The organism is Thermocaproicibacter melissae, assembly GCF_024498295.1.
In the GTDB taxonomy this organism is placed as follows: domain Bacteria; phylum Bacillota; class Clostridia; order Oscillospirales; family Acutalibacteraceae; genus Thermocaproicibacter; species Thermocaproicibacter melissae.
In genome coordinates, this window is sequence record NZ_CP101827.1 from 1,263,054 (window position 1) to 1,285,860 (window position 22,807).

Here is a 22,807-nt window from a genome sequence, read left to right on the forward strand (position 1 = left end):
AAAAAATAATCCCCCTGATGCAGACTGCATCAGGGGGATTTTATATTGCCGAGAAACACAGCCACGGCGTGCTGGGATTTCACAGCGTTATCCGTTCAGAATCTTAACGTAGTAGTTACGATTGCGGGGGCCGTCAAACTCGCAGAAATAAATGCCCTGCCAGATGCCGAGCACCAGCCGGCCATCTTCAATCGGTACTGTGACGCTGGAACCGACGCAGCTTGCCTTCAGATGCGCGGCGGAGTTTCCCTCCGCATGCAAAAATTCCGGACGGTCGGGAAATGCGCGGGATAATCCGAGCAAAAGGTCATGCCTTACATCGGGGTCCGCGTTTTCATTAATGGTGATTCCCGCGGTGGTGTGCGGGCAGAAGACGACGCAAATCCCGTCCTTTACCCCGCTTTTGGCAAGCGACTCTTCGACCGTTCTTGTGATATTGATGAATCCTTCCGGTTCTGTCCTTAGGCTGTAATGAAACAACATTTTCCATCACCCTTTCCTGAATTTTCATCGTTTGCTCGCTGCGGAAGCCGCAAATCAGCGCATGCTTTCCGCATGTGTCAGCTTTTAAGTGCGGCCTTCCGCTTCAAAGCGTCGCTTTTTGTTTCAAACCGTTCTTGATACGCCAGCTTCACCGGCAGGCGGGAGCTGGTATACGGGCTTTCAGTCCAACAATTCGAGGCTATCCGCATGGAGGCGGTAAACCACGTCCTTGCGCTCCACTATGATGCTGATTTTTTCGCGCAAATCTTTGTCTGCCTGAATGTTGGCAAGAAGCTCGCGCGTTGGGTTGATTGCCACCGGGTGCCCTACGAGCTTGAACATGGCAAAGTCTCCGTTTGTGTCCCCGTAGGCATAGCTCTGCGAAAGGTCAATGCCATAATCCTGCGCCATGCCCAGAACCGCAAGCCGCTTGCTTTCGGAATCCCACATGGGAACAATCTCGCCGCTGTAAACGCCGTTTTCACCCACTTTATAAATTGTGCCGCGGTAGTCATCCATTCCGTATTTCAGGGACATCTCCCGCACCAGTTCCACCGGCGAACCCGAAATGGCAATCACCTTGTGCCCGTTTTCCTTGTGCCAGCGGATTCGTTCGCGCGTGTAGGTGTAAACGCGCTCCCCCTTCTGCTCAATGACTTTCTTTGCAATGTAGCAGATGTGAAAGGAGTTCGTGTTCTTCACGGTCTCGGTGTAGATATCCACCATTTTCTGCAAGTAATCGTCGTAGTCTCCGACGCGCTTATCCCATCTTGTAAAGGCCGGTTCCACAACATTGTACCATTGGCTGGCGTCAATCAGCTCATACTTAATCATTTTCTTAAACATCTCGCTGATTAACCCTTCACGGGAAATGGTGCCGTCGATATCGAAAAAAGCAGCCTGTTTTGTCAAGAGGACACCTCCTTTGCTCGCAAATTAAATTCAGTATAGAGGATTACCGGAAAAATGTAAAGTTACACCTGATTTTGCCGGCAAAAAGGCGGCACCGGCGTTCACCGATGCCGCCCCTTTTTAACTGCTTTTTAGATCTATACCAAAACCTCGGCCTTGTGTAGGCACTTCTATTTTTTGCGCAGGCGCAGAACGCTTACGGAAAGCGGAGGTGCAGTGTAGCGGAATTCTTTCGCTGCACCGCTTCTTGGAACAACCTCGTCGTGCACGTTATCTGGGTTTTCAAAGCTGTTCTCCGCGTCAGCGGCGCCGCTGAGGATGGAGAGTGTGTAGTCGCTTTCGACTTCGCAGTCGAGAGAAATGGCAATTTCATCCGCGGTGTTTGCAAAATTGACCGCCTTAATAATGACTTCACGGTCGGTAACTGTTGTAACAGAAGCCATGGTGGGGTAATGCGGAAGCTCGGTGCTTACCACAAACTTGCCGTTAATGTAGCAGCGGAGAAAACCTTCCGCCACCTCGCAGCGAAGCTTATGGAACCGGCCGGCAGCAAGTTCAACCGGTTTTTGTTCGCTCACCGGTTTCGGCATAATGGTGCCGCGCACAATCTGCGCTTTCCTGTCCCGGATGACGAAGCGAAGCGGCTCCAGATTTGTGAGCATCCACTCCCCGTGCGGGTTTGGATTCATCCTGTCGTAAAAGCTCAGCGGTTTCGGGGCGCAGAGAACACCTACCCCGATTTCTTTGCCCTCTTCCGCAAAGACTTCCGCTTCAAACACGCCTTCACGGCTTTCAAGGTCTTCCCCGAGTGCGGCAAAGCCGGGCACATGGAACGGCGCCGGATGTTTTGCGAACACGCTCTCCGGGTCCTCTGCAAGAATGTATTCATCGCCCTCCGGCACTATTTTCCCGAGAAGCTCGCGGGTAGGAGCAACTGGCTTCCCGTTGTAGACCGCATTGCGGAAACGCATGCCGAAATCGCCGCAGACCATCGGCAGTCCGTGAAAGTCGCGGTAAATTTTGCCGGTTTCCTCCTCGGACTTGACGACGTAATCACCCCGGTTTCTTCCGAACATACGCCAGACGTAATAGGTTGGGATGGCATAGCTCCTGCGGTTGTCAAAAATAATCAGGTTGGGGTACCAAGAGGAGAAATTCACATTTTCCAACAGCGGCGCGTAAGAGGCAAGCTTCACGGTATCCTGATTGCGTTCAAGGCCCACCATGAACATAGCCTCGGAGATGGCGGCGCGAAGCTGACCCTCATAAGTCTGGTTGACAGCGAATTCGCCGACGAATACATTTGGCTTCGTGCGGTCGTAAGAATCATAAATGCCGACGTTTTCCGCAAAGAATTCCGGCATGTTGTAATAATGGTCATCCACCATGTCTGCTTCAAGAATCTCGCCGCGTCCTCTGTCGTTTGCAATGATTGTTATATCCGGGTAACGCTCCAGCACAGCCTTCCGCACAAGTTTGTAGCGCCGCTCGTATTCCGGACCGCCGTTTTCGTTGCCAATTTCAAGGTAGCGAAGCGGAAACGGCTCCGCATGGCCCATTTTCGCCCGAAGAGCGCCCCATTTGGAGCTTACGGGGCCGCGCGCGTACTCCAGCGCCGCGAGGGTATCCTCCAGCATCTCCTTCGTTTCGTCTTCGGTGAAATAGTATGGTTGCCTACCCTGGCAGCTCATTCCGCAGTTGCAGACATACAGCGGCGAAATACCGAGGTCTTCACACAGCTGCAGGTATTCGTGGAAGCCGAGCCCGTTCGTCGTGCGGTAATGCCACAGAAGCCAGTGGCTGGGGCGTTCCCACACAGGACCGACGGTGTTTTTGAAATACATGGCTGTCTGCTTTGTGAAACCCTCCACAATGCAGCCGCCGGGGAAACGCAGAAACGAAGGATGAAGGTCGCGAAGTTTTTCCACAAGGTCAACCCGCAGGCCGTGGCCCATGAAGGTGTCACACGGCATCAGAGAAATGAAGCCGAAGTTCACAACAGCTTCCTCTCCGCACATAATACGGAGTTCTGCATTTCTGGTTGTTATGGAAGCGGTGAGCTCAAGGTCGTGCCTTGTATAATCTCCAGGGCAAACTTTTATTTTCCCGCATGCGGAAATATTTTTGCCCTCTGCAATCGAAACCTCGAGGGTTACGGGCCTGTCCGCTTTTATAAAAGCATAGAGGTGATACCGTCTTCCCTTTTCCTGCGGCACTCCGCAGAAACCGATGTTCCGGATCACTCCGCCGGGGCGAAACGACGTCTGTAAAGAAACCCTGCGGTTTTTATTCAGTGTATCCTCCCCATTGAGCGTGATTTCAGCGTTTTCCGAATACCATGCGGGAATCGGTGTAGGAGCCACGGGATGATTCTTCACCCAGTCGTTCATCCCTTCGCCGCCGTTGAATTCCTCGATCCACCCGGTGGGCGACACAAAAGTTTTTCCTCCGTCCTTCGTTATGCAGCCTTCCGGAAGAAGGGAATCTTCAAAGGAGCGGTTGCGAAGCATCTCCGGGTAAAGTCCGCCGTCTCCCGCGCGGTTGATATCCTCAAAGAACAGACCGTATAAATCAGGCGCTACGGGAAATCGTTTTTCCTTTGTATGAATCTGAATTCTGCTCATGGAACACTCCTCCCAAAAATCAAAACGCGGCCCGCAAACAAGAGCCACGCTGTACTTACAGAAATTCGCCAAAACGCAATCAGAAAATTGTGACTATGGTATGTGTCAGGATATCAGCCACGAAATCGTTCCCTGCTTGCGCGCTTCGGCAAACGACGGAAAGGTGGGTTTCGTCCCGCCGTATTTGCGGTACCAGCAGTCCGGGTAAAGCGCGCTGTTGTTGACGCTTGCTGCGGCTGTATCTACCGAATCCGATTCACCCGCGCGTACCTTACGGGCAAACACCGCCGTGCGGAAGCCGTCAAATTCATAGGAACAGGTTGAAAGCGTCAGAATTTCGTCCGAGGGGCTGATGTTTACCGGAAGCGTCAGCATAGAGCGAAGCCGCACTTCGTAAAGAAACTCCAGAAAATCATCGGAAGTAGCAAACGTTGTTTTCAGGTAGTCGAACACTTCTCCCTGCGACGCCTTTGTGTTGGTTTTAATGACCGCAAACACCTTCCATTTGGATACTTCGGTTCCCTCCTGATATGTAAAAACAGGAGCGGAGCGGTAAAAGTTGAGGTCTGCGTATTTCAGCACAGCCGCAAACATTCGGCCGTCCCTCATGCTGTGGCCGAACAAAATCTTATTGGTTCCGGGTGCGGTTTTTTCATTCAAAGTATAAATGCTGCCGTATTTTGAGCTTTGCTTCTTCCAGTCATGGGTCAAGTAATAGTCCTCATCGTTTTTCGGAGGGCAGAGCACGGGGTAATCAATGACCGTGTTGGGAATTGTAATCCAACCCTGCACATCGGGATTGATTTTTTGCAGCTCCGCAAGAGAAGTATTTTTCTCCGACGTGGCTGCGGCACTGGAAGCGGCATTGTCCTTCCGGTAAATCGCACGCGCCTCGTTTACCGTATGGTCGGACTGTACGGGGAGAATTACCATCTGGTAAATCAAGACTCCCGCGCTGTCCAAAAAAACAACGGTAAAAAAAATTATTAATACGGTAATCAGGCGCTTGTGCTGTGCAGTTTTCTTCTTTTTGTACTTATACCGCATACCGCTGCCTCCGTAATCTCTGACTTGTTTGTTAGTTTCAGAATAGCATTTTGGGGCTTGTTTGTAAAGCAATGGCGATACAAGCCTTGATTTTTGATTTTCCGGTTTAACCGCGAAAAGATATAGTATAATAGCTTTAGAAAAAGCTTCCTGCAAGGAGGAACCTGAATGAAATTTTCAGAAATGCCGTACAAACGCCCCGATTTAGACGCCATCGAACGGGAATATGCCCGCATTACGGAAGAATTCGAGAAAGCCGATTCCGCTGAGAAGCAATATGAGCTGATTCTCGAGCACGAAAAGCTGACCTGCGACTTCGACACCATGTCTACCATCGCGTACATCCATAACAGCATCAACACAACCGACCCGTTTTACGAAAAAGAAATGGCCTTTTTTGATGCGAACAACCCTGTGATGAACAGTTGGAGACAAAAATTCTATGAAGCTGTGAACCGTTCCGCTTTCAAAGAGAAACTTGCGGAACGCACCGGCCAACTTTTCTTTACCAACATCGCCCTTTCTCTGAAATCTTTTTCCGACAAAACCACGGAACTGCAAAAACGGGAAAATGCGCTTGTGACGGAGTACGAGAAACTCCTCGCTTCCGCAAAAATCGACTTCCACGGCGAAACGCTGAACCTCTCGGAGATTCAGAAATATACCATTTCGCCTGACCGCGAGGTACGCCGCGAGGCTTGGACGAAAGCCGCCGAGTTTTTCTCGGAAAACTCCAAGCGGCTCGACGAGATTTTTGACGAACTCGTGAAAAACCGCACGGAACAGGCCCATCGCCTCGGCTATGAGAACTACGTTCAGCTGGGCTACGACCGCCTTGGGCGCAACTGCTACGGGCCGAGAGAAGTGGCGGAATACCGCGAACAGATTGTGCACGAGCTTGTGCCGATTATTACGGACATCAAGAAGAAACAGGCGCAGCGTCTGGGGCTTTCTGCTCTCAAGTTCTGGGACAACGACTGCATCTTCCCGGACGGCAATCCAAAGCCGCAGGGCAGCACCAAGGAACTTGTGGACGCAGCGGAGAGAATGTACAACGAAATGAGCCCGCTGACCGGTGAATTCTTCCGGTTTATGCGAGAAAACGAGCTGTTCGACCTTGAAAGCAAAAAAGGGAAAGCCGGCGGCGGGTACTGCACCAGCATTCCCGGCTACAAGGCGCCGTTTATCTTTTCCAACTTCAACGGTACGGCCGGCGACGTTGAAGTACTGACGCACGAAGCGGGCCATGCGCTTGCCGACTATGTGTCACGCGACATGGTAATTGCGGAAACGCGCACCCCGACTATGGACGCTGCGGAAACGCACTCCATGTCCATGGAGCTGTTCTCACGCCCGTGGGATCCGCTGTTTTTCGGTGACGACACGGAAAAGTTCCACCGCTACCAGCTCGAGGTTGCGCTCGATTTCATTCCCTACGGATGTCTTGTGGACCATTTCCAGACCGCTGTCTACGAACATCCGGAAATGACGCCCGACGAGCGTAAGCAGACATGGCTGAAGCTCGAACACACCTACCGCCCGTGGATTGATTTCGAGGGCATCCCCTATTTCTGCGAGGGCGGCGGATACCAGCGCCAGCACCACATTTACTCCTTCCCGCTGTATTATATTGATTACTGCCTTGCGCAGACAACGGCACTCGAATTCTGGTCCGCCTCCGAAAAGGACTGGAAAGAAGCGTTCACCCGCTACCTCGACTTTGTAAAAGCAGGCGGGACAAAGACGTATGTGGAGCTTGTAAACGACGCCGGGCTGCAACTCCCGTTCCAGCGCGGGTGCATCCGCAAAATCAGCGAAGAAGTATGTCGATTCATTGATTCCGGCAAAGCCTGAGAGTAAAAAATCCCCCGAGCGCATCATAAGCGCTTCGGGGGATTTTCATGTTCTGAAACGATATCAGCCGTTGACAGACTTTGCAATTGCAGAAGCGAAACTGTCAAGCGCAGGCTCGCCGGCGTCGCCGAGAGAGGAACGAATGGAAACCTTGTTTTCGAGTACGCTGCAGTTTTTCAGTTCCTTCTGGACAAATTCCGTCATGAGCTTGCCGGATGTGCATGCCCAGGACCCGTTTTCCATGATGGCAAATGTACGGTTCTGCACGTTGAGGGCTTTCAGGTCGTGCAGATATGTCTGCATCGGCGGGTAAATGCCGAGGTTGTAAGTTACGCAGGCAAGGACAATGTGGCTGAAGCGGAAGCTTTCCGCAATGAGGGTGGAAACGTGCGTGGAAGAGACATCGTAGACTGCCATATCTTTCACGCCTTTTTCGGTCAGCTTCACGGCAAGCGCATCCGCGGCGCGTTCTGTGTTGCCGTACATGGAGCCAAAAACAATCAGAACGCCTTTCTGCTCCGGCTCATAGCGGCTCCATTTATCGTGCTTATCCAGAATGTATTCGAGGTTGGAACGCCACACGAGGCCGTGCAGCGGGCAAATCATCTTGATGTCGAGCTTCTTTGCCTTTTTCAGCAAAGTCTGCACCTGCATCCCGTATTTTCCAACGATGTTCGTGTAATAGCGGCGGGTTTCGTCAATCCAGTCGCGGTCAAAATCGACCTCATCATTAAACAGCTTGCCGTTCAGGGCGGAGAAAGAACCGAATGCGTCTGCCGAGAAGAGCACTCCGTTGGTCTTGTCAAACGTGACCATGACCTCGGGCCAATGCACCATCGGCGCGACAAAGAATGTTACCGTATGGCGGCCGAAGCAGCGGGTATCCCCCTCTTTGACCGGTTCCTCGAAGTGATCCGTGTTTATGCCGAATTGCTTGAGCAGGTCAAATGCCTTGGATGTTGCGATGATTTTCACCTCCGGCCAGCGCAGAAGAATCTCCTGCAGCGAGGCGGCATGATCCGGCTCAACATGATGCATGACGAGATAATCGAGCTTTCTTCCGTTCAGAACGAACTCAAGGTTGTCAAGAAATTGGCGGCAGGCAGACCAATCCACCGTGTCGAACAACACCGTTTTTTCATCGAGAAGCACGTAAGAGTTATAGGAAACGCCGCGCGGAATTGGATGGATATTTTCAAAAAGCGCCAAGCGCCTGTCATTGACACCGATCCAATAAAGATCTTCTGTTATTTTGCGAACGCAGTGCATATTTGAAACCTCCTGAAGTTAACACACGAGATATTGTTATCACTCTTGTCTATTTTAGCCTTACCCGGCAGAAAAGTAAAGGGCAGGTTTTATTTTATACCAAAAGAAAAAAGATCTCCCCGAAAAGTGAGGAGATCTTTTCATTATAATTATGCAGTTTGTTCCGAAAGGCCCGCATACTGCGACATGTATAGCTGGTAGTAATATCCGCGTTTTGCCATGAGCTCCTCATGGCTTCCGCTTTCCACAATGCGTCCTCCGTCAATATAGAGGATGCGCGTACAGCTGCGGATGGTGGAAAGCCGGTGCGCCACGATGAAGGAGGTTCGCCCTTTGAGCAGCGTCTCGATGCCCTGCTGCACCAGCTTTTCCGTTGCCGAGTCGATGGACGAAGTTGCTTCGTCGAGAACAAGGATTTTCGGGTCTGCAAGCAGGGTACGCGCAAAAGCAATGAGCTGCTTCTGCCCCTGCGACAGCCCGCCGCCGCGTTCCTGCACCACCGTTTCAAAGCCGTCCTTCATGCGCAGGATGAATTCGTCGGCATGCAAAGCCGCGGCTGCCCGACGAACTTCTTCATCGGTAGCATCGGGTTTGCCGTAACGGATATTATCGGCGATCGTCCCCGAAAAGATGAAACTGTCCTGCAGCATGATTCCCATTTGGCTGCGCAGAGAACGCAAGGTGACGTCCATCACATTGTGGCCGTCAATCAGCACTTCGCCGTCTTCGATATTGTAGAATCGGCTCAGGAGGTTTACGATGGTGGTTTTGCCCGCGCCGGTTGGGCCGACAAGCGCAATGCTTTCGCCCGGCGCCGCGGAGAGGCAAATGTCGCGCAGAACCGGCCTGCCCTCTTCGTAAGCGAAATTGACATGGCGAAACTCCACATTTCCCTTTACCGGCGGAAGTTCTGTCGCATTCGGGCGATCACAGACCGCCACGGGTTCGTTCATCGTTTCAAAGATGCGTTCGAGGTAAGCCACCGCATTGATAAAGTTGTTGTAAATGTTGCCGAGGTTGATAATCGGCTGCCAGAATTTCGAGGCATAGGTTCCCATGGAAAGCAGCACGCCGAACGACGCCATCGGGTTCATCCAGTAGGCACCGGCTATGTAGACTAAGGAGAAAATAATCTGCGAAATCGTTTCGACCGAAACGCCCACCGTGTTGGAAATGTAAATGGCATGCATCCATTTGTGGTAGCGGCGGTCAAGCAGAACATTCAGCTTTTGCATGTTGTCCTCTTGGCGGTTAAACAACTGCGTAACCCTTGCGCCGTCGATAGACTCCTGAATGTAGGCGTTCATGTTGGAGTTCGTGTTGGAAACATCCTGCCACGCGCGGTGCTGGTGCGGCTTCAGAATCCAGATGAACGCCGCCACCACCGGCAGACCCGCGACGGTAACACTTGCAAGTGGCGTGCTCACGCGGAACATATAGAAAACGATGAAGATGATATTGATAATCTCAATGATGAAGTTGAGCAGGCCGTTCGACATGACGTCGGAAACATTGTTGACGTACTGCACGACACGCACGAGGATTTTGCCCTGCGGTCGGTCATCATAATAGGAAAATGGCAGTTCCTGAAGATGATGGAACAGGTCTGTGCGGATGTCGAAAATGATGTTCTGCCCGACTTTTGCAACAATAACGGTTCTCAGCGCATTGAATCCGACATTCAGCAGAATCGTGCCGGCCAGTAGGGCGCAAAGCACAAGCAGATAGTGCATATCCTTTTGAGGAATGGCCTCATCAATGGCCTTCTGTATCAACAAGGGGCCGGCAAGGCCAACCACGCTGCCGATGCCGCTCAGAAGCAGCGCCCCTGCCATCGGCCACTTGTAACGCCCGATATATTTAGCGCACATTTTTAGCGAGTTGACGTTAAAGGACTCCTTGAGTTCTTCATCGACGTCATAGCGATTACGCGCCAAGGTGCACCGCCTCCTGTTCCATGCCGTTCTGCAGTGCCCAAATGCTGCTGTAATAGCCCCGGTGCTTCAGCAGCTGTTCATGGGTTCCCTTTTCAATGATGCGGCCGCGGTCAAGCACAAGGATGCAGTCCGCATTCATAACGGATGAAATCTTCTGCGCCACGATAATCTTGGTGCACGGGAAGTCCAGATGGCGCAGCTGCTCCTGGATATACTTCTCCGTTTCCGTGTCCAGCGCCGAAGTGGTGTCGTCAAGAATCAGCACTGAGGGGCGCATGGCGATGGCGCGCGCCAAGGCAAGGCGCTGTCTCTGGCCGCCGGAAAGGCCGACGCCGCGCTCGCCGATCAGCGTCTCGTAGCCGTCCGGCAGCTTTGCGGAAAACTCGTCCGCCGCCGCCATCTTCATATACTTGACCGCTTCCTCCTGCGACAAGTTCGGGTTTCCGTAACAGACATTCTTAAGCACCGTCTCGGAGAACAGGAACACCTCCTGCGTTGCCATCCCTACGGCGGAGCGCAGCGAGTGAAGCGTGTAGTCCTGCACGTTCTTTCCGTCGAGCAGGACCTCCCCCTCCGAAACATCGTAAATCCGGTCAATCAGGTTGACGAGCGTTGTCTTTCCGGAGCCTGTCGTCCCCATAATTCCGAGCGTAGAACCGGCGGGAATATGGAAACTCACATGGTCAAGCAAGGTAGTGCCGCCAATGCGGCAAGAAACATTTTTGAATTCCACGTCGCCCTTAACGCGCTCTTTCGGTTCGGTTGCAAGCTTGTGGTCAACAATCGAGGGCTGCGCGTAAAAAATCTCAATGACCATTCTGCAGGAAGCGAAGAAACGCTCCACATCGTTAATCAGCATGCCGAGGTTTCTCAGCGGGTTTGCAAGTGCCCAAGTGAGCGAAGAAAATGCCATCAAACCGCCGGCCGTCAGCGAGCCGTTCATCATAAAGATGCCGCCCACGAGCAGCGAAGTAACCGTAAGGGACTGGGAAAGCAGCTCAATCAGCGGCGTGAATTTTACGCCGACGTAGGTAGCCTCCAGGTTCTTCTTGCGGAACTCCTCGTTGCAACGGCGGAACTTTTCTTCTTCCTCCGGCTCGCGCGCGAACGCCTTCACCACGCGGTTGCCCGCGATATTCTCCTGCGCTACGGTGTTGAGGTTGGAAAGTTTCGCACGCAGCTCAACGAACATCGGCCTGATCTTTTTCGAGAAAAAATAGGTGATAACCGCAATAAAAGGCGTGATGGCCGCCATGCACAGAGTCAGCGGAACGTTTACCGTGCACAGGTAAGCAATCGTCACACTGAACAGCACGACGGAGTCGACAATATTGTAGGAAATCCATGCGCAGAAATGGCGCACAAGGTCAAGGTCGCTGGTGATTCGCGTCATCAGGTCGCCGGTGCGGATTCTCCCGTAAAAGCGGTAGTCCTGTTCTTCAATGACGCGGTACATCCGCTTGCGGACATCGTCGAGCATTTGCTGACTGTTGTGCTCCAGGCAGATAATCATGACATAGCGCAAACCGAGGCGAACCACCTGAACAACTAACATAGCTCCAAGAATCGGCAGCAGCAAATCTGTTTTGCGGGGTGTAATGACTTCGTCAATTAATTTTTGGGACAACATGGGGTTAATTACCTGCATGGCAGACGTCAAGGCCGAAAGAATCAGGCCGATGATGAAAAGATGCCGTTTCTTGCCCATGTACTTCCAAAGCCACTTCAGTTCAAACATGGTTCCACCTCGCAAAGGATGCTGCATTCGCTAAAACATTCGGCTTATGCTTCAAACTAGGAAGATAGAATTGATTTGAGTTGTTGAGAGCATTATAATTAGATATTATAGAAATATGACGAAATAAGTCGTGCCAATGATAGCAAATTAAGTGACAAATATTGCCTGAAAGCGTGTTCATTATGGTTCCAAGCATGTATGAACTGTACCGGGACAGCGGGCGCTACCCCGTTTACTGGGAATTTGACGGACCTCAGTGTCTGCCTCACTTTCACAACAGCCTTGAATTCACCCTCACGCTGGAAGGGTGCACAGAGGCCATGTTTTGCGGAAAATCTGTGCTGTTGCAGCCGGGGGACCTTTTTCTCGTTTCCGGTCTTACCGCTCACGGCTACAAGCGGGGCAACCGTTCGCATGTCATTATGCTCATTGTCCCGATGGAATTCATTCCGCTTTACGCGCCGATGTTTTCCCGCAAGGTTTTTGCCAGCGTAAAAACCTCTAAGAAATCCGTGACCGATGAGGTGCTACACTGTTTACGGCGTCTTCTCGCAATCGGACAATGCGACGAAAGCAGCGAAAACCTTGTACGCAGCTACATCTATGTCATTCTCGGCCTGCTCATCCGCGAGGTTGGGCTTGTTGACGCTTCCGACGAAAAAGCGCTTTCGCAAAGCGTGCTTCTTTACTTGCAGAACAACTGCCTCTCCAAAATTACACTCGAAGATCTTTCCCGACGCTTCGGTTACAGCAAATACCGTTTTTCGCGGACATTCAACCAAAGCGTCGGCTGTTCCTTAACACAATATGTGGGTGCGCTCCGTGCACGGCATGCCGCAAACCTACTGCGCGAAACCGACCTGCCGCTCATCGAAATTTGCATGAATTCCGGCTTTGACAGCCTGCGGACCTTTTACCGCAGTTTCAAAAACACATTCGGAATCACGCCCACACAATACCGCAAGCGCGTCGAAAAAGCTGTCTCCGATTCCCTCAATCCTCCGAAATCTCATACATAATACTGCAGAACACGCAGCAGCCGGCGGCGCGCTTTTGCAAGATGCCTGCTCACCGTGGCGGGGCTAAGGCCAAGCTGGGCGGCAATCTGCCGCTGGCTCATTCCCTTACCGTAAAGCAGCTCCACACATTCCCGCTGCCGGGGTGTAAGTTCCTTGTTCACCGCCCCTTTCAACGCGCGAAGCAACAGCTTTCGTCTCACATCCTCCTCTTCCCGCTCGTTCGCGGCTATATAGTTCTCCAACAGATCCAGACTTAGAATTCTGCCGTTTTTCATAGAATTCTCCTTTCTCCGTCAGGTATTTCCCTATTTGAAGACAATCCAAGTACATTTGATACAGAAGCGCAATCCGCCTGTAAAGAAGGATGGACTCTTCGTCGTGCAGACCAGTAAATTGCTTGCGAAGCTTGTCCACCTTCTTTTTTAGCGCTGCCGCTTCCGCAAGATACTCCGAACCCCAAGAAAGATAATTCATTTTACCCTCCTATATACACAAAACGTGTAGTAAACAAGTCTAGTGCACTTCCTTTTCCGTTTTCATCGCTGCAGCGAAGTTTATCTTATCACCCTGATTTGGTAAATTCAAGGAGGTTTTAATGTACTGTTCGGAATTTTGGACTGTGAATATTCTTTTTATTTTTATTTATTTTCGGTATTGCAATAACACGAACCGTGTCGTATAATCAATAATAGTTTGGTAAGGAGTTGTAAAGCGATGAGAACAGATAAGCTAAAACAATACCGAATCGAACGCGGGCTGACACAGGCGCAGTTTGCCAGGCTTCTTGGGGTTTCAGCCTCTGCAGTTGGAATGTATGAACAGGGACGGCGCGAACCGGACGGCGATCTTCTGGCTCGCATGGCTTCTATTCTGCATTGCACCACAGATGAATTGCTCGGCGTGGAACCTCCTCATGAAGTGAATGAAGTGATTGACAATTTCACTCGCACGCTTGAAAAGCAGCCGGGGCTGATGTTCCATGGCACACCGATGAGCGACGCCGACCGGGAAAAGCTTGTGAATGCCATCCGTGTGGCGGCTGCAATTGCGGCTGGCAAGAAATAGAGGCGGATTCTCCGTGAAAGAAATACGGGAGCTTGCCTGTCGCTTGGTTCAGCAGTATGCAGCAACTTCACCTTTTGAGCTGTGCGACTTGCTTGCAGTCAATGTCTTTCAATGTGAGCTCCCGGCTCAAATGGGCGGTGTTTCCTTCCAGACAGAGGAAAACAACTCTGTCATTTTGCTGAACCGGAATCTCGGCAAAATGGAAAGGTGCTACTGCTGTGCGCATGAACTGGGCCATGTTATGCTGCACCCGAATCTGAACGCACTGAGCATTGCCGAGCACACATTTTTGTGCGTTCCGCGGTTTGAAAAAGAGGCTGACTATTTTGCTGCCTGTCTGCTGATTGAGCCGCACCTTGCCGAATGGAACGAATGCTACGAAACACTAACCGTAAATCAGATTGCCTGTCTTTCCGGCCTTCCGCTGAAAGTGGCGCAGCTTTGGGTTGCGAACCGCTGAAATTCCGGCTGCAGCGGCAGGAAAACATGGTACAATATCATTCTGCTGCACGAGAGGAGGATTCCGATGAAAAAGAAGTGGGCAGTTCTTCCGCTTGCCGCAGCGCTCCTTTTGGCGCTATCAGGCTGCGGAAGTAAAGCGGTGTCATCCGATGGTCTCGTCGGCATCTGGAAAGACCAGAGCGGCCTGACGGAATATCAGTTTGAACCCGACGGTGAAATGAGGCTGAAAGCCCTCACTCTCGGTTCGTTCAAAGGTACTTACCATGTAGAAGGAAACAAAATCACCCTGCGCTACCACATACTCACACAGGAGGTTAAGGATACTTACACCATAAAGGTTGACGGAGACAGTCTTTTCCTAAACCAAAGCAAATACATAAGGCGCGGATAACAAAACGGAGGGGGAAATTCCCCCTCCGTTCGTTATGGATTCTCTTGCCCGGCAGATTCGGAAGCCGGGCGTCTTTTTTTTCTGAGGTTACGAAAAAACTCGGTAAGAAGCGCGGAGCACTCTGCTTCGAGGACACCGCTTACCACCTGCGGCTTGTGATTATACGGAAGTTCAAACAGATTGACGACCGATTCGCACGAGCCCGCTTTCGGGTCCTTCGCGCCGTAAACGACGCGTGGGATGCGGGCGTTGATAATGGCGCCGGCACACATGGGGCAAGGCTCCAAAGTGACGTACAGCTCACACTCCCAAAGCCGCCAGCCTCCAAGCGCACGACATGCCGCGTCAATTGCCTCCAGCTCCGCATGACACAAAGCGTTTTTTCCTTTCTCACGCCGGTTGCGGCCGCAGGCAATCACTTCATCGCCCTTTACCACGACAGCGCCGACGGGCACCTCGCCTTCCGCCGCAGCTTCACGGGCAAGCTCCAGCGCACGGCGCATGAATTTTTCGTCGCGTTGCTCGGGTTCAGCCATTCAGCATCACCTGTACAGACGCATACGCGGCGTAAGCAGTCAGAAGCCAAAAACCCGGATTGGTAACCGCTGCACCGATTCTGCCCGACGGCGAAAGAAGCGTACCGCTCTTTTTCCCCGTGAACAGCAGACGCCGCTGCCCGAGGATGTAGAGGGAAATAAGTCCCAATGCAATAACAGTAACAATCAGAATCAGGTAAACGCCGTTTGCGGTGGCAGTTCCGTAAAAACGTTCTACCATTTCCACCGCAAAGGAAACCCCGTTGTTGATGCAGTGAATCAAAATCGAAGGGAGCAGCGAGCCGGTGCGTACAACCACGAAGCCGAGGGCAAGGCCGCTGAGGAACGCAAAGACAATTTGAATGAGATTTCCGTGGTAAAGGCCGAAAAAAAGCGCCGAAACAACAATGGCAAAGCCGTCTCCGAAGCGTTTCAAGCTTTGCAGCACAACGCCGCGAAACAGCATTTCTTCTACAATGGGTGGAATCACAATAACGGCTAACCCGTAAAGAACCAAAACACGCGGATCATTGTTCAGCGGCATATCTGGCACATCGCCGTTGAACCCATGCTTTTCCAGCTGTACGGCAACGAAGTCTGCCGGATAGTTTGCCAACAGGCAAACCATACAGCCGAATGCAACATAGATTGCGGTGTCGGAAACCGATAGTTTCGGGAACGGAAGGCCCTGCGTAAGCGGAATGCCCTGAATCAAAAAATACAGCAAAGCCGGAATCGCGAGGCCGAGAACGTAATCAACGCAGATGAGCAAATAATACAGCACCGGCGGGATTCCTTTGAAATCCCCCTGCCCCGTTATCGTAACGCCCGAGACCTGCAAATAATTCAAACCGATTGCGGGCAGTATTCTTACCATCAACAAAATTCCAATGAACACGGTCCAAGCTGTTCGGTTCGTAGCTTTCCGAATTTCCGTGCGTTCCTGTCTTTGTGCCAACAGCCGGCGATAATAGTCGTTCTGATACGGTGCTCCGGGTGATTGATACATAAAATTACTCCTATTCTCCAATGAAAATGCAAAATCCCCCGGAGGCTATTTTCCGAGGCTGCTATAAACGGTCACCGCGTCTTTGATATGCCCGCGGTAAACATTCCTGGCACCCGCCGTCACTAAAATATATTCTTTCCCATTATAAGAAGCCATACTGGCAAGGCAGAGACCGGCCTGGTCGGTAAAGCCGACTTTTCCGCCGAGGATTTCCGCTTTGCCCGCTTTTAGACTGTTCAGGCTGCGCCACATGGTGCTGCTGAAGAAAACTCCTTTGCTACTCATATTGGTGGGTGACGTTCTGTATTTCATGGTTGTGAATACTTCTCGGAATGTTGGATTTTTTACCGCAAAGCTCAACAGAGCGGCAATATCCTTTACCGTTGAGTAATGGTCCGGATCATGCAGACCGGTGGTGTTCATAAAATGCGTACCCGAAAGGCCAAGCTGCTCTGCACGCATATTCATCGAGCGCACAAAGTTGGTCTCGGTCCCCTCCAGCTGTTCGGCGATGCTGATGCAGCACTCCGCTCCGCTGGGAAGAATCACGCCGTAAAGCAAGTCATGGATGCTCACCTGCTCGCCGCCTTGGAATCCGGCCATAGATGCGTCTTGTCTTATTAATTCATCAATGACCGATTTTTTGATGGTAACTTTTTTCTCCATATCGGGAGCTTCCTCGATGGCGAGAAGCGCCGTCATGATTTTCGTCATGGAAGCCGGGTAGATTCTCTGAGAAGCATTTTTGTCCAGCAGGATTGTTCCGTCATCTGCGCGAATCAAAATGGCATTGGGGCTGCAGATTTCCTTCTTCAAAGCCTCCGGATTCTTGACAGCAGAGTCGGTACCATTGGTGAGAACAACCGCAGAAGAAACGGGTTGCGCCTGAACGGGTTGTACGGAAGCCACAGAAGAAGCGGAAGAACTGACAACCGAATGAACCGAAGAACGAACGGTGGAAGATATAGTGCTCGAGGTATTCACTCTCGCAGATGAAACTACGTTTTGCCTGTTCCCACCCGCGGAAGCATTGGAAAACACGAGTATAGCAGTCAACATTGCGGCGCTTACAACGCCCGCTGTTATTTTCATCGTCACGCGATTCATGTGAATGCTTCTCCCTTATGTTTTACTTCAAATATCTCAGCTTCCGTCGGGTTCTGAGCAACTTCATTTATTATGTTTAGAATAACGCCTTCCAGCAGGATTGTCAACGCGAAGGAAAGAGGAAATATCCCTACTCCCTGCAACATAACATTAGAATAGCGGCACAGAATTCGCACAGGAAGGAAGGCAGAAATGATGCTTAAGGAAATCGCTTATAACCGCGCAGAAGCAGTTCGATATGCGGAAACCTGGGCCATGCGCAGGAACCCGAAATTTCCGAATTTTGACCAGATGGGCGGCGACTGCACAAACTTTGCTTCCCAGTGTATTTACGCAGGCTGCGGTGTTATGAATCCAACACCCGTAACCGGATGGTACTGCAACAGTCTCGAGGACCGTTCTCCCGCTTGGAGCGGCGTGGAATTTCTTTATAAGTTTCTGATTACGAACAAGTCCGTGGGGCCTTATGCGGCAGAAACCGGAACCGATATGCTGGAGCCGGGCGACGTCATTCATCTTGGGGACGCCGACGGTCATTTTTACCACACGCCGGTCGTGCTTTCCGTCGAGAACGGAAACATTCTCGTAGCCGCTCATTCGTTCGACGCATGTTTTCGGCCTCTCTATACGTATTCCTTTTCCGCACTCCGCTGCCTACACATCCTAGGCGCCCGCATCTGGGCATAAACACGCTTTGCACGTGTTTCCACTATATCCGTGGTTCATCAAAAGCGCTCCACACCGTCTTTTGTAACACGAGCCTGAATCAAGCGAGTTTTTTGGGGTGCCTCCGGCCGGATTTCCAGCGCTTGCCGAAAGACCTGTTCCGCCTCGGCAAATTTCTCCTCGCTGGAGGTATGAAATACCGCGAGCGGTTCCCCTTTGTGCACTCGATCTCCCGTCTTTTTGCGCAGGAGGATTCCAGCACTGTAATCAATGGGGTCGTCCTTTGTTCTGCGGCCCGCGCCGAGCAGCATGGAAGAAATTCCGATTTTCTCGGTATTCATCGAGTAAAGGTACCCGTCCGCATCGGCCGTGATTTCGCGGCAGATCTTTGCCTTCGGGAATTTCTCTCCGTCTTCCAAGACGGAAGTATCACCTCCCTGCGCAGAGACCATTTCTTTCAGCTTGGCAAAGCCCGCCCCGTTCTTGATTTGCGCCGCCGCCATATCACGGCAGGTCTGCAAATCTCCTTTGCCGGCAAGGTGCAGCATACCGGCTGACAGCTCCACACAAAGCTCGGTCAAGTCTGCCGGGCCGCGTCCACGCAGCGTATCGCACGCTTCGCGAACCTCGAGGGAGTTTCCGACGGCGTTGCCGAGCGGGCAGCTCATATCGGTAATCAGGGCTGCCGTGCGGCGGCCCGCGTGTTCGCCGATTGCCACCATGGTCTCCGCAAGGCGCACGGCATCGTCCGTTGTTTTCATAAACGCCCCGCTGCCGGCCTTTACGTCCAGCAAAATGCAGTCTGCACCGGCTGCAATTTTTTTGCTCATCACGCTGGAGGCAATCAGCGGGATGCTTTCCACCGTAGCGGTGACGTCGCGCAGAGCATACAGCTTTTTGTCCGCCGGCACCAGATTGCCCGACTGGGTGATGAGGCTGACCCCCACACGGCGGACAATATCAAAAAATTCGTCTCGGCCGATGGTTAGCCTCATTCCGGGAATGGACTCCAGCTTATCGGCCGTACCTCCCGTATAGCCAAGCCCACGTCCGCTCATTTTGGCCACTTTCACGCCGAGGGAAGCGACAATCGGCGCGACAACAAGCGTTGTTTTGTCGCCGACACCGCCGGTGCTGTGCTTGTCGGCCTTTACGCCGGGAATGGACGAAAGGTCAGCCATTTCCCCCGACGCCGCCATATTTTCCGTGAGCGCCGCGGTCTCGGCGTTTGTCATGCCTTTCAGCACAATTGCCATCAAGAGCGCGGACGTCTGGTAATCCGGAATGTCACCGGACGTGCAGCCACGGACAAAAAAGGAAATCTCCTCCGGCGTGAGTTCTCCGCCGTCGCGCTTTTTTGCAATGATATCGTACATTCTCATGGCAAATTCCCCTGTTCGCGTTTTCTAGGTCAAATTTTGCCTTGCCCGCCGAATCCGAGCGGTAGCAGTTCCGCCAGTGTATAAACCTCCCATTTCTCCGAGCCACTCGGCAGAATGATTCGGAAGGTCTGCGGGTCGCAAAACTCCTGCATCACCTGGCGGCAGACTCCACAGGGCGGGCAGATAGCCGACGGCTCCTCTCCTGTTTTTCCCCCGACAATGGCGATGCCGGCAAAATCGTGTTCACCCTCGCTCACAGCTTTGAAAAACGCCGTGCGCTCGGCGCAGCATCCGGGTGTGAACGCGGCGTTTTCCACATTGCAGCCCGTGTAGATTTTCCCCTGCTCGGTCAGCAGCGCCGCGCCCACGCTGAAACCGGAATACGGCGCATAGGCACGTTTTCTGGCCTCAGCCGCGGCGTCGGCAAGCATCTTCTCTTTAGCTCTGTCCCAGTTCATTTCGATTCCCCGCTTGCAGAAGGACGTTTTTCTTTTCGGATGATGGAAACGGCGCTGTGAAGGTTTTTTATTTCGACCACTCGCGGTTTTCCGGCATATTCCCCATCAACCGTCCAGTCCGTTTCGGCATCAAACTCAAAGCGGATGTTGCTGGTATGGAAAAAGGCCAAATAGCTGTTGCGGAAATTCCGGTGGCGAAGGTCGTGCAGAATCTTCTGAAACTCAAGGATGTTCGGAGGGTTGCGGACTAACAGGACTTCAAAAGCGCCGTCGTTCAGCGAAACCTGTGAGCCTGCCAGTTTCAGCACGCCGCCGATGGAGGAGGAATTGGACACGCTGCCGAAAATGAAGTCACCTTCAAGCTCACCGCCGTCCCATGTAATTTTTACGTGGTGCGGCCTGATCTCGCCCACATACCGGATGCTGCCGAGCACGTAGGCAAAATGGCCGAAGATGTTTTTCAGACGCTGCGGTGTGTCGTAAGACACCTGCGTAAACGCGCCGAAGGAAGCGATGTACGAAAAATGCTGGCTACCGTTGAAGGCACCTATGTCCTGCGGAACCGGTTTTTCCGTAGCAATAATCCTCGCCGCCTTTTTAATGTTCGACGGGAGATTCAGCGTGCGCGCCATATCATTGGTTGTCCCCGCAGGGAGATAGCCAATCGGTCGCCTGATTCCGGAACGAACCAGTCCGGAAATGACTTCGTTTAAGGTTCCGTCTCCGCCGCAGCAGGCAACAATATCGTTCTGCCCTGCGTAACGCTCCACAAATTCTTCGGCATCGCCTTTTTTTGTCGTAGTCATGACCGTAATGTCAAAATTCTTACTGCGAAACCAGTCTGCAATGCGGAACACGCGCGGTTTTTTCCCGGACATCCCCGCCGCAGGATTCACAATCAGCAGGAGTTTCTTCATGAACAATCCTCCCGAAATCAGAGCGTCTTATATTTCTTCTATCTTATCATCTTTTTCGCGGAAAAAAAACTATTGCACGCTCATTTCCTACAAAGAAGGACGAAGCGGAGATATGAAAATGCGGACAGAAATTCCAATCGGAATCCCTGCCCGCCAAAAGCTGAATATTTAATTTTTCACATCAACCGAGAAAACAAAGCTTCCAATGGAATCATCCCCTGCAATTCTGCAACCGGAAACGATGGCCAACGCTTGTTCCTCTGTCCATTAAAATTCGGCTTTTCAGGCACTTCTACCGTGCCCGTGGAATAGGTTGTGCAGAAATTCAGGAATATAACCCGTTTTTAAAAATTTTTTATTATTCTGCTTTTTTAGCACGAATCATGTTGGAATAAATCGGAAGGTCCACAAGCGTAATGCCGATGCCGATGAGGGAACGAATCGGGTCACCCATGACTGTGCTGATAAGGATATAAGCCCCTCCAGCTATGCCGACGACGGGTGTAGCCGGATAAGCGGAACAGAGTACGCACGCTGTTTTTGTGAAGAATGGCAAAAGCAACAAAAAATACCAAAGCAGAAGGACTTTATCCGCTCCGGTATTTCTTGCTTCAGCATATTTACTTTTCAGAACAATCAGTTGCGTGCCCACACGGATTATTTCTTATCCAAGAAACGAATGATATCGCCGATTGATTTCCCGCTCGCTTGAATTTTTTGGTAAAGGGATTCCATCTCCTCTTTCTTTTTTGTATCTAAAAGGCTGTTTTTCTTTATCTGAAGGTCCTTAATCTTCCCCTGATACTTTGCAATGTCGGCGTCGATTTTCTGAATCTGTTCCTCAATGGTCTGTAGTGCAGTCTTCTTCTTTCCTCTCGGCATTCTCATCATCTCCGTGTTTTTTTAACATTATATCACTCAAAAACTACCGATTTTGGTGCTATCTGTCGATTTATCCCACAGCTTAAAATTGCGTTTGTCTCAAGTTCCGATTCACAGGGAGGATTTGAGATGATATAATATGGGCAACAAATGCGGAATCCGCGCGAAAAGGAGGGAAAACTGCATGAAGCTCGACGGCCTTCATGAAAAAGAGATTTTTGACCGGAAGTTTCCTTTCCGCGTGATTGTCAACCGTGAGCAGAATTTCAATTATCCCCCTCACTGGCACAATGCCGCAGAGCTGGTGTACGTCCTCAAAAGCGGATTTACCGTTATCGTAAATTCCCGAAAATATGAGCTGCACGAAAAGGATATTCTCTACATTCCGGGCGGCGACATTCATGAATTCTCTGCCCAATTTTCACCCGGTGAAAGAGTGTTCATCAATTTTGAGCTTTCCGGTCTCAGCCCGTTCGGCGGCTCGGAACGCATTTATGCCCTGCTCCGCGCCCCCCGTGTCATTGATTGCAGCGACAGGGAACTTCACAGCCAAGTCCGCGCTCAAATCGAACAGATTTTGGAGCAATGCGATTCCGAGGAACCTGCGGCGGAGCTGTTCAACACGGCACGTATCATCGACATTCTCGGGCTTCTTTGCCGCACAGCGCCGGTACAGGTCAATCTGTGTGACCAGAAAAAGAACAGAGACCGAAGTGCCGGTCTTGCCAAAATTCGGAAATCGTTTGATTATATTGAAGCCCATTACAACGAAAATATCCGTCTGAAAGACATCGCACGCGATGCCGGTTTCAGCGAATACTATTTCTCGCGGCTTTTCAAGGAAACGATGGAAGTAAATTTTCACCAGTATTTAAATGAATACCGCGTCAGGAAGGCTGAATACCTGCTGACCAACTCAAACTACACGGTTTCCGAAGTCGCTTACGGAGTCGGTTTCAGCAGCATTTCTACTTTTGACCGGCTTTTCCGCAGCATGAAAGGCTGTTCGCCCCAAGAATTCAGAAAGCTCCGCGTCGGCATTTAGCCGA

General features: G+C 51.6%; 23 protein-coding genes. 7 read left to right on the forward strand and 16 right to left on the reverse strand.

The window, feature by feature from the left end; all coding sequences use genetic code 11:
* Positions 1-87 precede the first annotated feature (87 nt).
* From NOG13_RS06225 to srtB, 4 genes are all read right to left on the reverse strand, one after another.
* A complete protein-coding gene (locus NOG13_RS06225; protein ID WP_283109714.1) occupies positions 88-483 on the reverse strand; it encodes a secondary thiamine-phosphate synthase enzyme YjbQ in 396 nt (131 codons plus the stop codon).
* A gap of 180 nt (positions 484-663) precedes the next feature.
* Positions 664-1,395 carry an HAD family hydrolase gene (locus tag NOG13_RS06230; protein ID WP_283109715.1) on the reverse strand — a complete coding sequence of 244 codons (732 nt, stop codon included), beginning with the start codon at positions 1,393-1,395 and terminating at the stop codon, positions 664-666.
* 170 nt (positions 1,396-1,565) lie between these two features.
* Positions 1,566-4,019 (reverse strand): alpha-L-arabinofuranosidase C-terminal domain-containing protein, encoded by a 2,454-nt coding sequence (locus NOG13_RS06235; protein WP_283109716.1) that lies wholly within the window; start codon positions 4,017-4,019, stop codon positions 1,566-1,568.
* Between the two features lie 105 nt (positions 4,020-4,124).
* Positions 4,125-5,066, reverse strand: coding sequence for a class B sortase (srtB, locus tag NOG13_RS06240; protein WP_283109717.1), 942 nt, complete (start codon positions 5,064-5,066; stop codon positions 4,125-4,127).
* A 168-nt stretch (positions 5,067-5,234) separates the two neighbouring features.
* Here srtB and NOG13_RS06245 point away from each other — a divergent pair, with 168 nt between their 5' ends.
* On the forward strand, positions 5,235-6,920 hold the full coding sequence (locus NOG13_RS06245) for a M3 family oligoendopeptidase (RefSeq protein WP_283109718.1): 1,686 nt from the start codon (positions 5,235-5,237) through the stop codon (positions 6,918-6,920).
* Between the two features lie 63 nt (positions 6,921-6,983).
* On the opposite strand, the gene NOG13_RS06250 is transcribed toward NOG13_RS06245, so the two are convergent.
* From NOG13_RS06250 to NOG13_RS06260, 3 genes are all read right to left on the reverse strand, one after another.
* Positions 6,984-8,189, reverse strand: coding sequence for an FprA family A-type flavoprotein (locus NOG13_RS06250; RefSeq protein ID WP_283109719.1), 1,206 nt, complete (start codon positions 8,187-8,189; stop codon positions 6,984-6,986).
* Between the two features lie 149 nt (positions 8,190-8,338).
* Complete coding sequence (locus tag NOG13_RS06255; RefSeq protein ID WP_283109720.1) at positions 8,339-10,126, reverse strand: ABC transporter ATP-binding protein; 1,788 nt, start codon at positions 10,124-10,126, stop codon at positions 8,339-8,341.
* Positions 10,116-11,864: an ABC transporter ATP-binding protein gene (locus NOG13_RS06260; RefSeq protein ID WP_283109721.1), complete on the reverse strand. Its 1,749-nt coding sequence runs from the start codon at positions 11,862-11,864 to the stop codon at positions 10,116-10,118. The genes NOG13_RS06255 and NOG13_RS06260 overlap by 11 nt, the downstream gene beginning before the upstream one ends.
* Before the next feature lie 182 nt (positions 11,865-12,046).
* Here NOG13_RS06260 and NOG13_RS06265 point away from each other — a divergent pair, with 182 nt between their 5' ends.
* Positions 12,047-12,883: an AraC family transcriptional regulator gene (locus NOG13_RS06265; protein ID WP_283109722.1), complete on the forward strand. Its 837-nt coding sequence runs from the start codon at positions 12,047-12,049 to the stop codon at positions 12,881-12,883.
* Here the strand turns inward: NOG13_RS06265 and NOG13_RS06270 are convergent.
* Entirely contained in the window at positions 12,874-13,158 is a 285-nt protein-coding gene (locus NOG13_RS06270; RefSeq protein ID WP_283109723.1) for an RNA polymerase sigma factor, read from the reverse strand. The genes NOG13_RS06265 and NOG13_RS06270 overlap by 10 nt on opposite strands.
* A gap of 439 nt (positions 13,159-13,597) precedes the next feature.
* Between NOG13_RS06270 and NOG13_RS06275 the strand changes: the two genes are divergently transcribed.
* The 3 genes from NOG13_RS06275 (at position 13,598) to NOG13_RS06285 (ending at position 14,801) form a co-directional block, all read left to right on the forward strand.
* Complete coding sequence (locus NOG13_RS06275; RefSeq protein WP_283109724.1) at positions 13,598-13,948, forward strand: helix-turn-helix domain-containing protein; 351 nt, start codon at positions 13,598-13,600, stop codon at positions 13,946-13,948.
* Positions 13,949-13,961: 13 nt separating this feature from the next.
* A complete protein-coding gene (locus tag NOG13_RS06280; protein WP_283109725.1) occupies positions 13,962-14,408 on the forward strand; it encodes an ImmA/IrrE family metallo-endopeptidase in 447 nt (148 codons plus the stop codon).
* A 66-nt stretch (positions 14,409-14,474) separates the two neighbouring features.
* Entirely contained in the window at positions 14,475-14,801 is a 327-nt protein-coding gene (locus NOG13_RS06285) for a DUF5640 domain-containing protein (RefSeq protein WP_283109726.1), read from the forward strand.
* A gap of 32 nt (positions 14,802-14,833) precedes the next feature.
* Here the strand turns inward: NOG13_RS06285 and tadA are convergent, their stop codons facing one another.
* The 3 genes from tadA to NOG13_RS06300 are packed head-to-tail and all read right to left on the reverse strand — an operon-like array spanning position 14,834 to position 17,453.
* Complete coding sequence (gene tadA / locus NOG13_RS06290) at positions 14,834-15,337, reverse strand: tRNA adenosine(34) deaminase TadA (RefSeq protein WP_283109727.1); 504 nt, start codon at positions 15,335-15,337, stop codon at positions 14,834-14,836.
* Positions 15,330-16,346, reverse strand: a complete 1,017-nt coding sequence (locus NOG13_RS06295) for a CPBP family intramembrane glutamic endopeptidase (protein ID WP_283109728.1) — start codon at positions 16,344-16,346, stop codon at positions 15,330-15,332. The genes tadA and NOG13_RS06295 overlap by 8 nt, the downstream gene beginning before the upstream one ends.
* A 45-nt stretch (positions 16,347-16,391) precedes the next feature.
* Entirely contained in the window at positions 16,392-17,453 is a 1,062-nt protein-coding gene (locus tag NOG13_RS06300; RefSeq protein ID WP_283109729.1) for a D-alanyl-D-alanine carboxypeptidase family protein, read from the reverse strand.
* 192 nt (positions 17,454-17,645) lie between these two features.
* On the opposite strand from NOG13_RS06300, the gene NOG13_RS06305 reads away from it, so the two are divergent.
* On the forward strand, positions 17,646-18,140 hold the full coding sequence (locus tag NOG13_RS06305) for an amidase domain-containing protein (protein ID WP_346347647.1): 495 nt from the start codon (positions 17,646-17,648) through the stop codon (positions 18,138-18,140).
* 38 nt (positions 18,141-18,178) lie between these two features.
* Here the strand turns inward: NOG13_RS06305 and NOG13_RS06310 are convergent, their stop codons facing one another.
* The 5 genes from NOG13_RS06310 to NOG13_RS06330 all read right to left on the reverse strand — a co-directional run bounded on the left by NOG13_RS06310 (position 18,179) and on the right by NOG13_RS06330 (position 21,758).
* Positions 18,179-19,501: a pyrimidine-nucleoside phosphorylase gene (locus NOG13_RS06310; RefSeq protein WP_283109730.1), complete on the reverse strand. Its 1,323-nt coding sequence runs from the start codon at positions 19,499-19,501 to the stop codon at positions 18,179-18,181.
* Between the two features lie 29 nt (positions 19,502-19,530).
* A complete protein-coding gene (cdd, locus tag NOG13_RS06315) occupies positions 19,531-19,959 on the reverse strand; it encodes a cytidine deaminase (RefSeq protein WP_283109731.1) in 429 nt (142 codons plus the stop codon).
* Complete coding sequence (locus NOG13_RS06320) at positions 19,956-20,876, reverse strand: diacylglycerol/lipid kinase family protein (RefSeq protein ID WP_283109732.1); 921 nt, start codon at positions 20,874-20,876, stop codon at positions 19,956-19,958. The genes cdd and NOG13_RS06320 overlap by 4 nt, the downstream gene beginning before the upstream one ends.
* A gap of 358 nt (positions 20,877-21,234) precedes the next feature.
* On the reverse strand, positions 21,235-21,528 hold the full coding sequence (locus NOG13_RS06325; RefSeq protein ID WP_283109733.1) for a hypothetical protein: 294 nt from the start codon (positions 21,526-21,528) through the stop codon (positions 21,235-21,237).
* A gap of 5 nt (positions 21,529-21,533) precedes the next feature.
* Positions 21,534-21,758 carry a hypothetical protein gene (locus NOG13_RS06330; protein WP_283109734.1) on the reverse strand — a complete coding sequence of 75 codons (225 nt, stop codon included), beginning with the start codon at positions 21,756-21,758 and terminating at the stop codon, positions 21,534-21,536.
* A gap of 184 nt (positions 21,759-21,942) precedes the next feature.
* Here NOG13_RS06330 and NOG13_RS06335 point away from each other — a divergent pair, with 184 nt between their 5' ends.
* Positions 21,943-22,803, forward strand: a complete 861-nt coding sequence (locus NOG13_RS06335; protein ID WP_283109735.1) for a helix-turn-helix domain-containing protein — start codon at positions 21,943-21,945, stop codon at positions 22,801-22,803.
* The last annotated feature ends 4 nt before the right edge of the window (positions 22,804-22,807 follow it).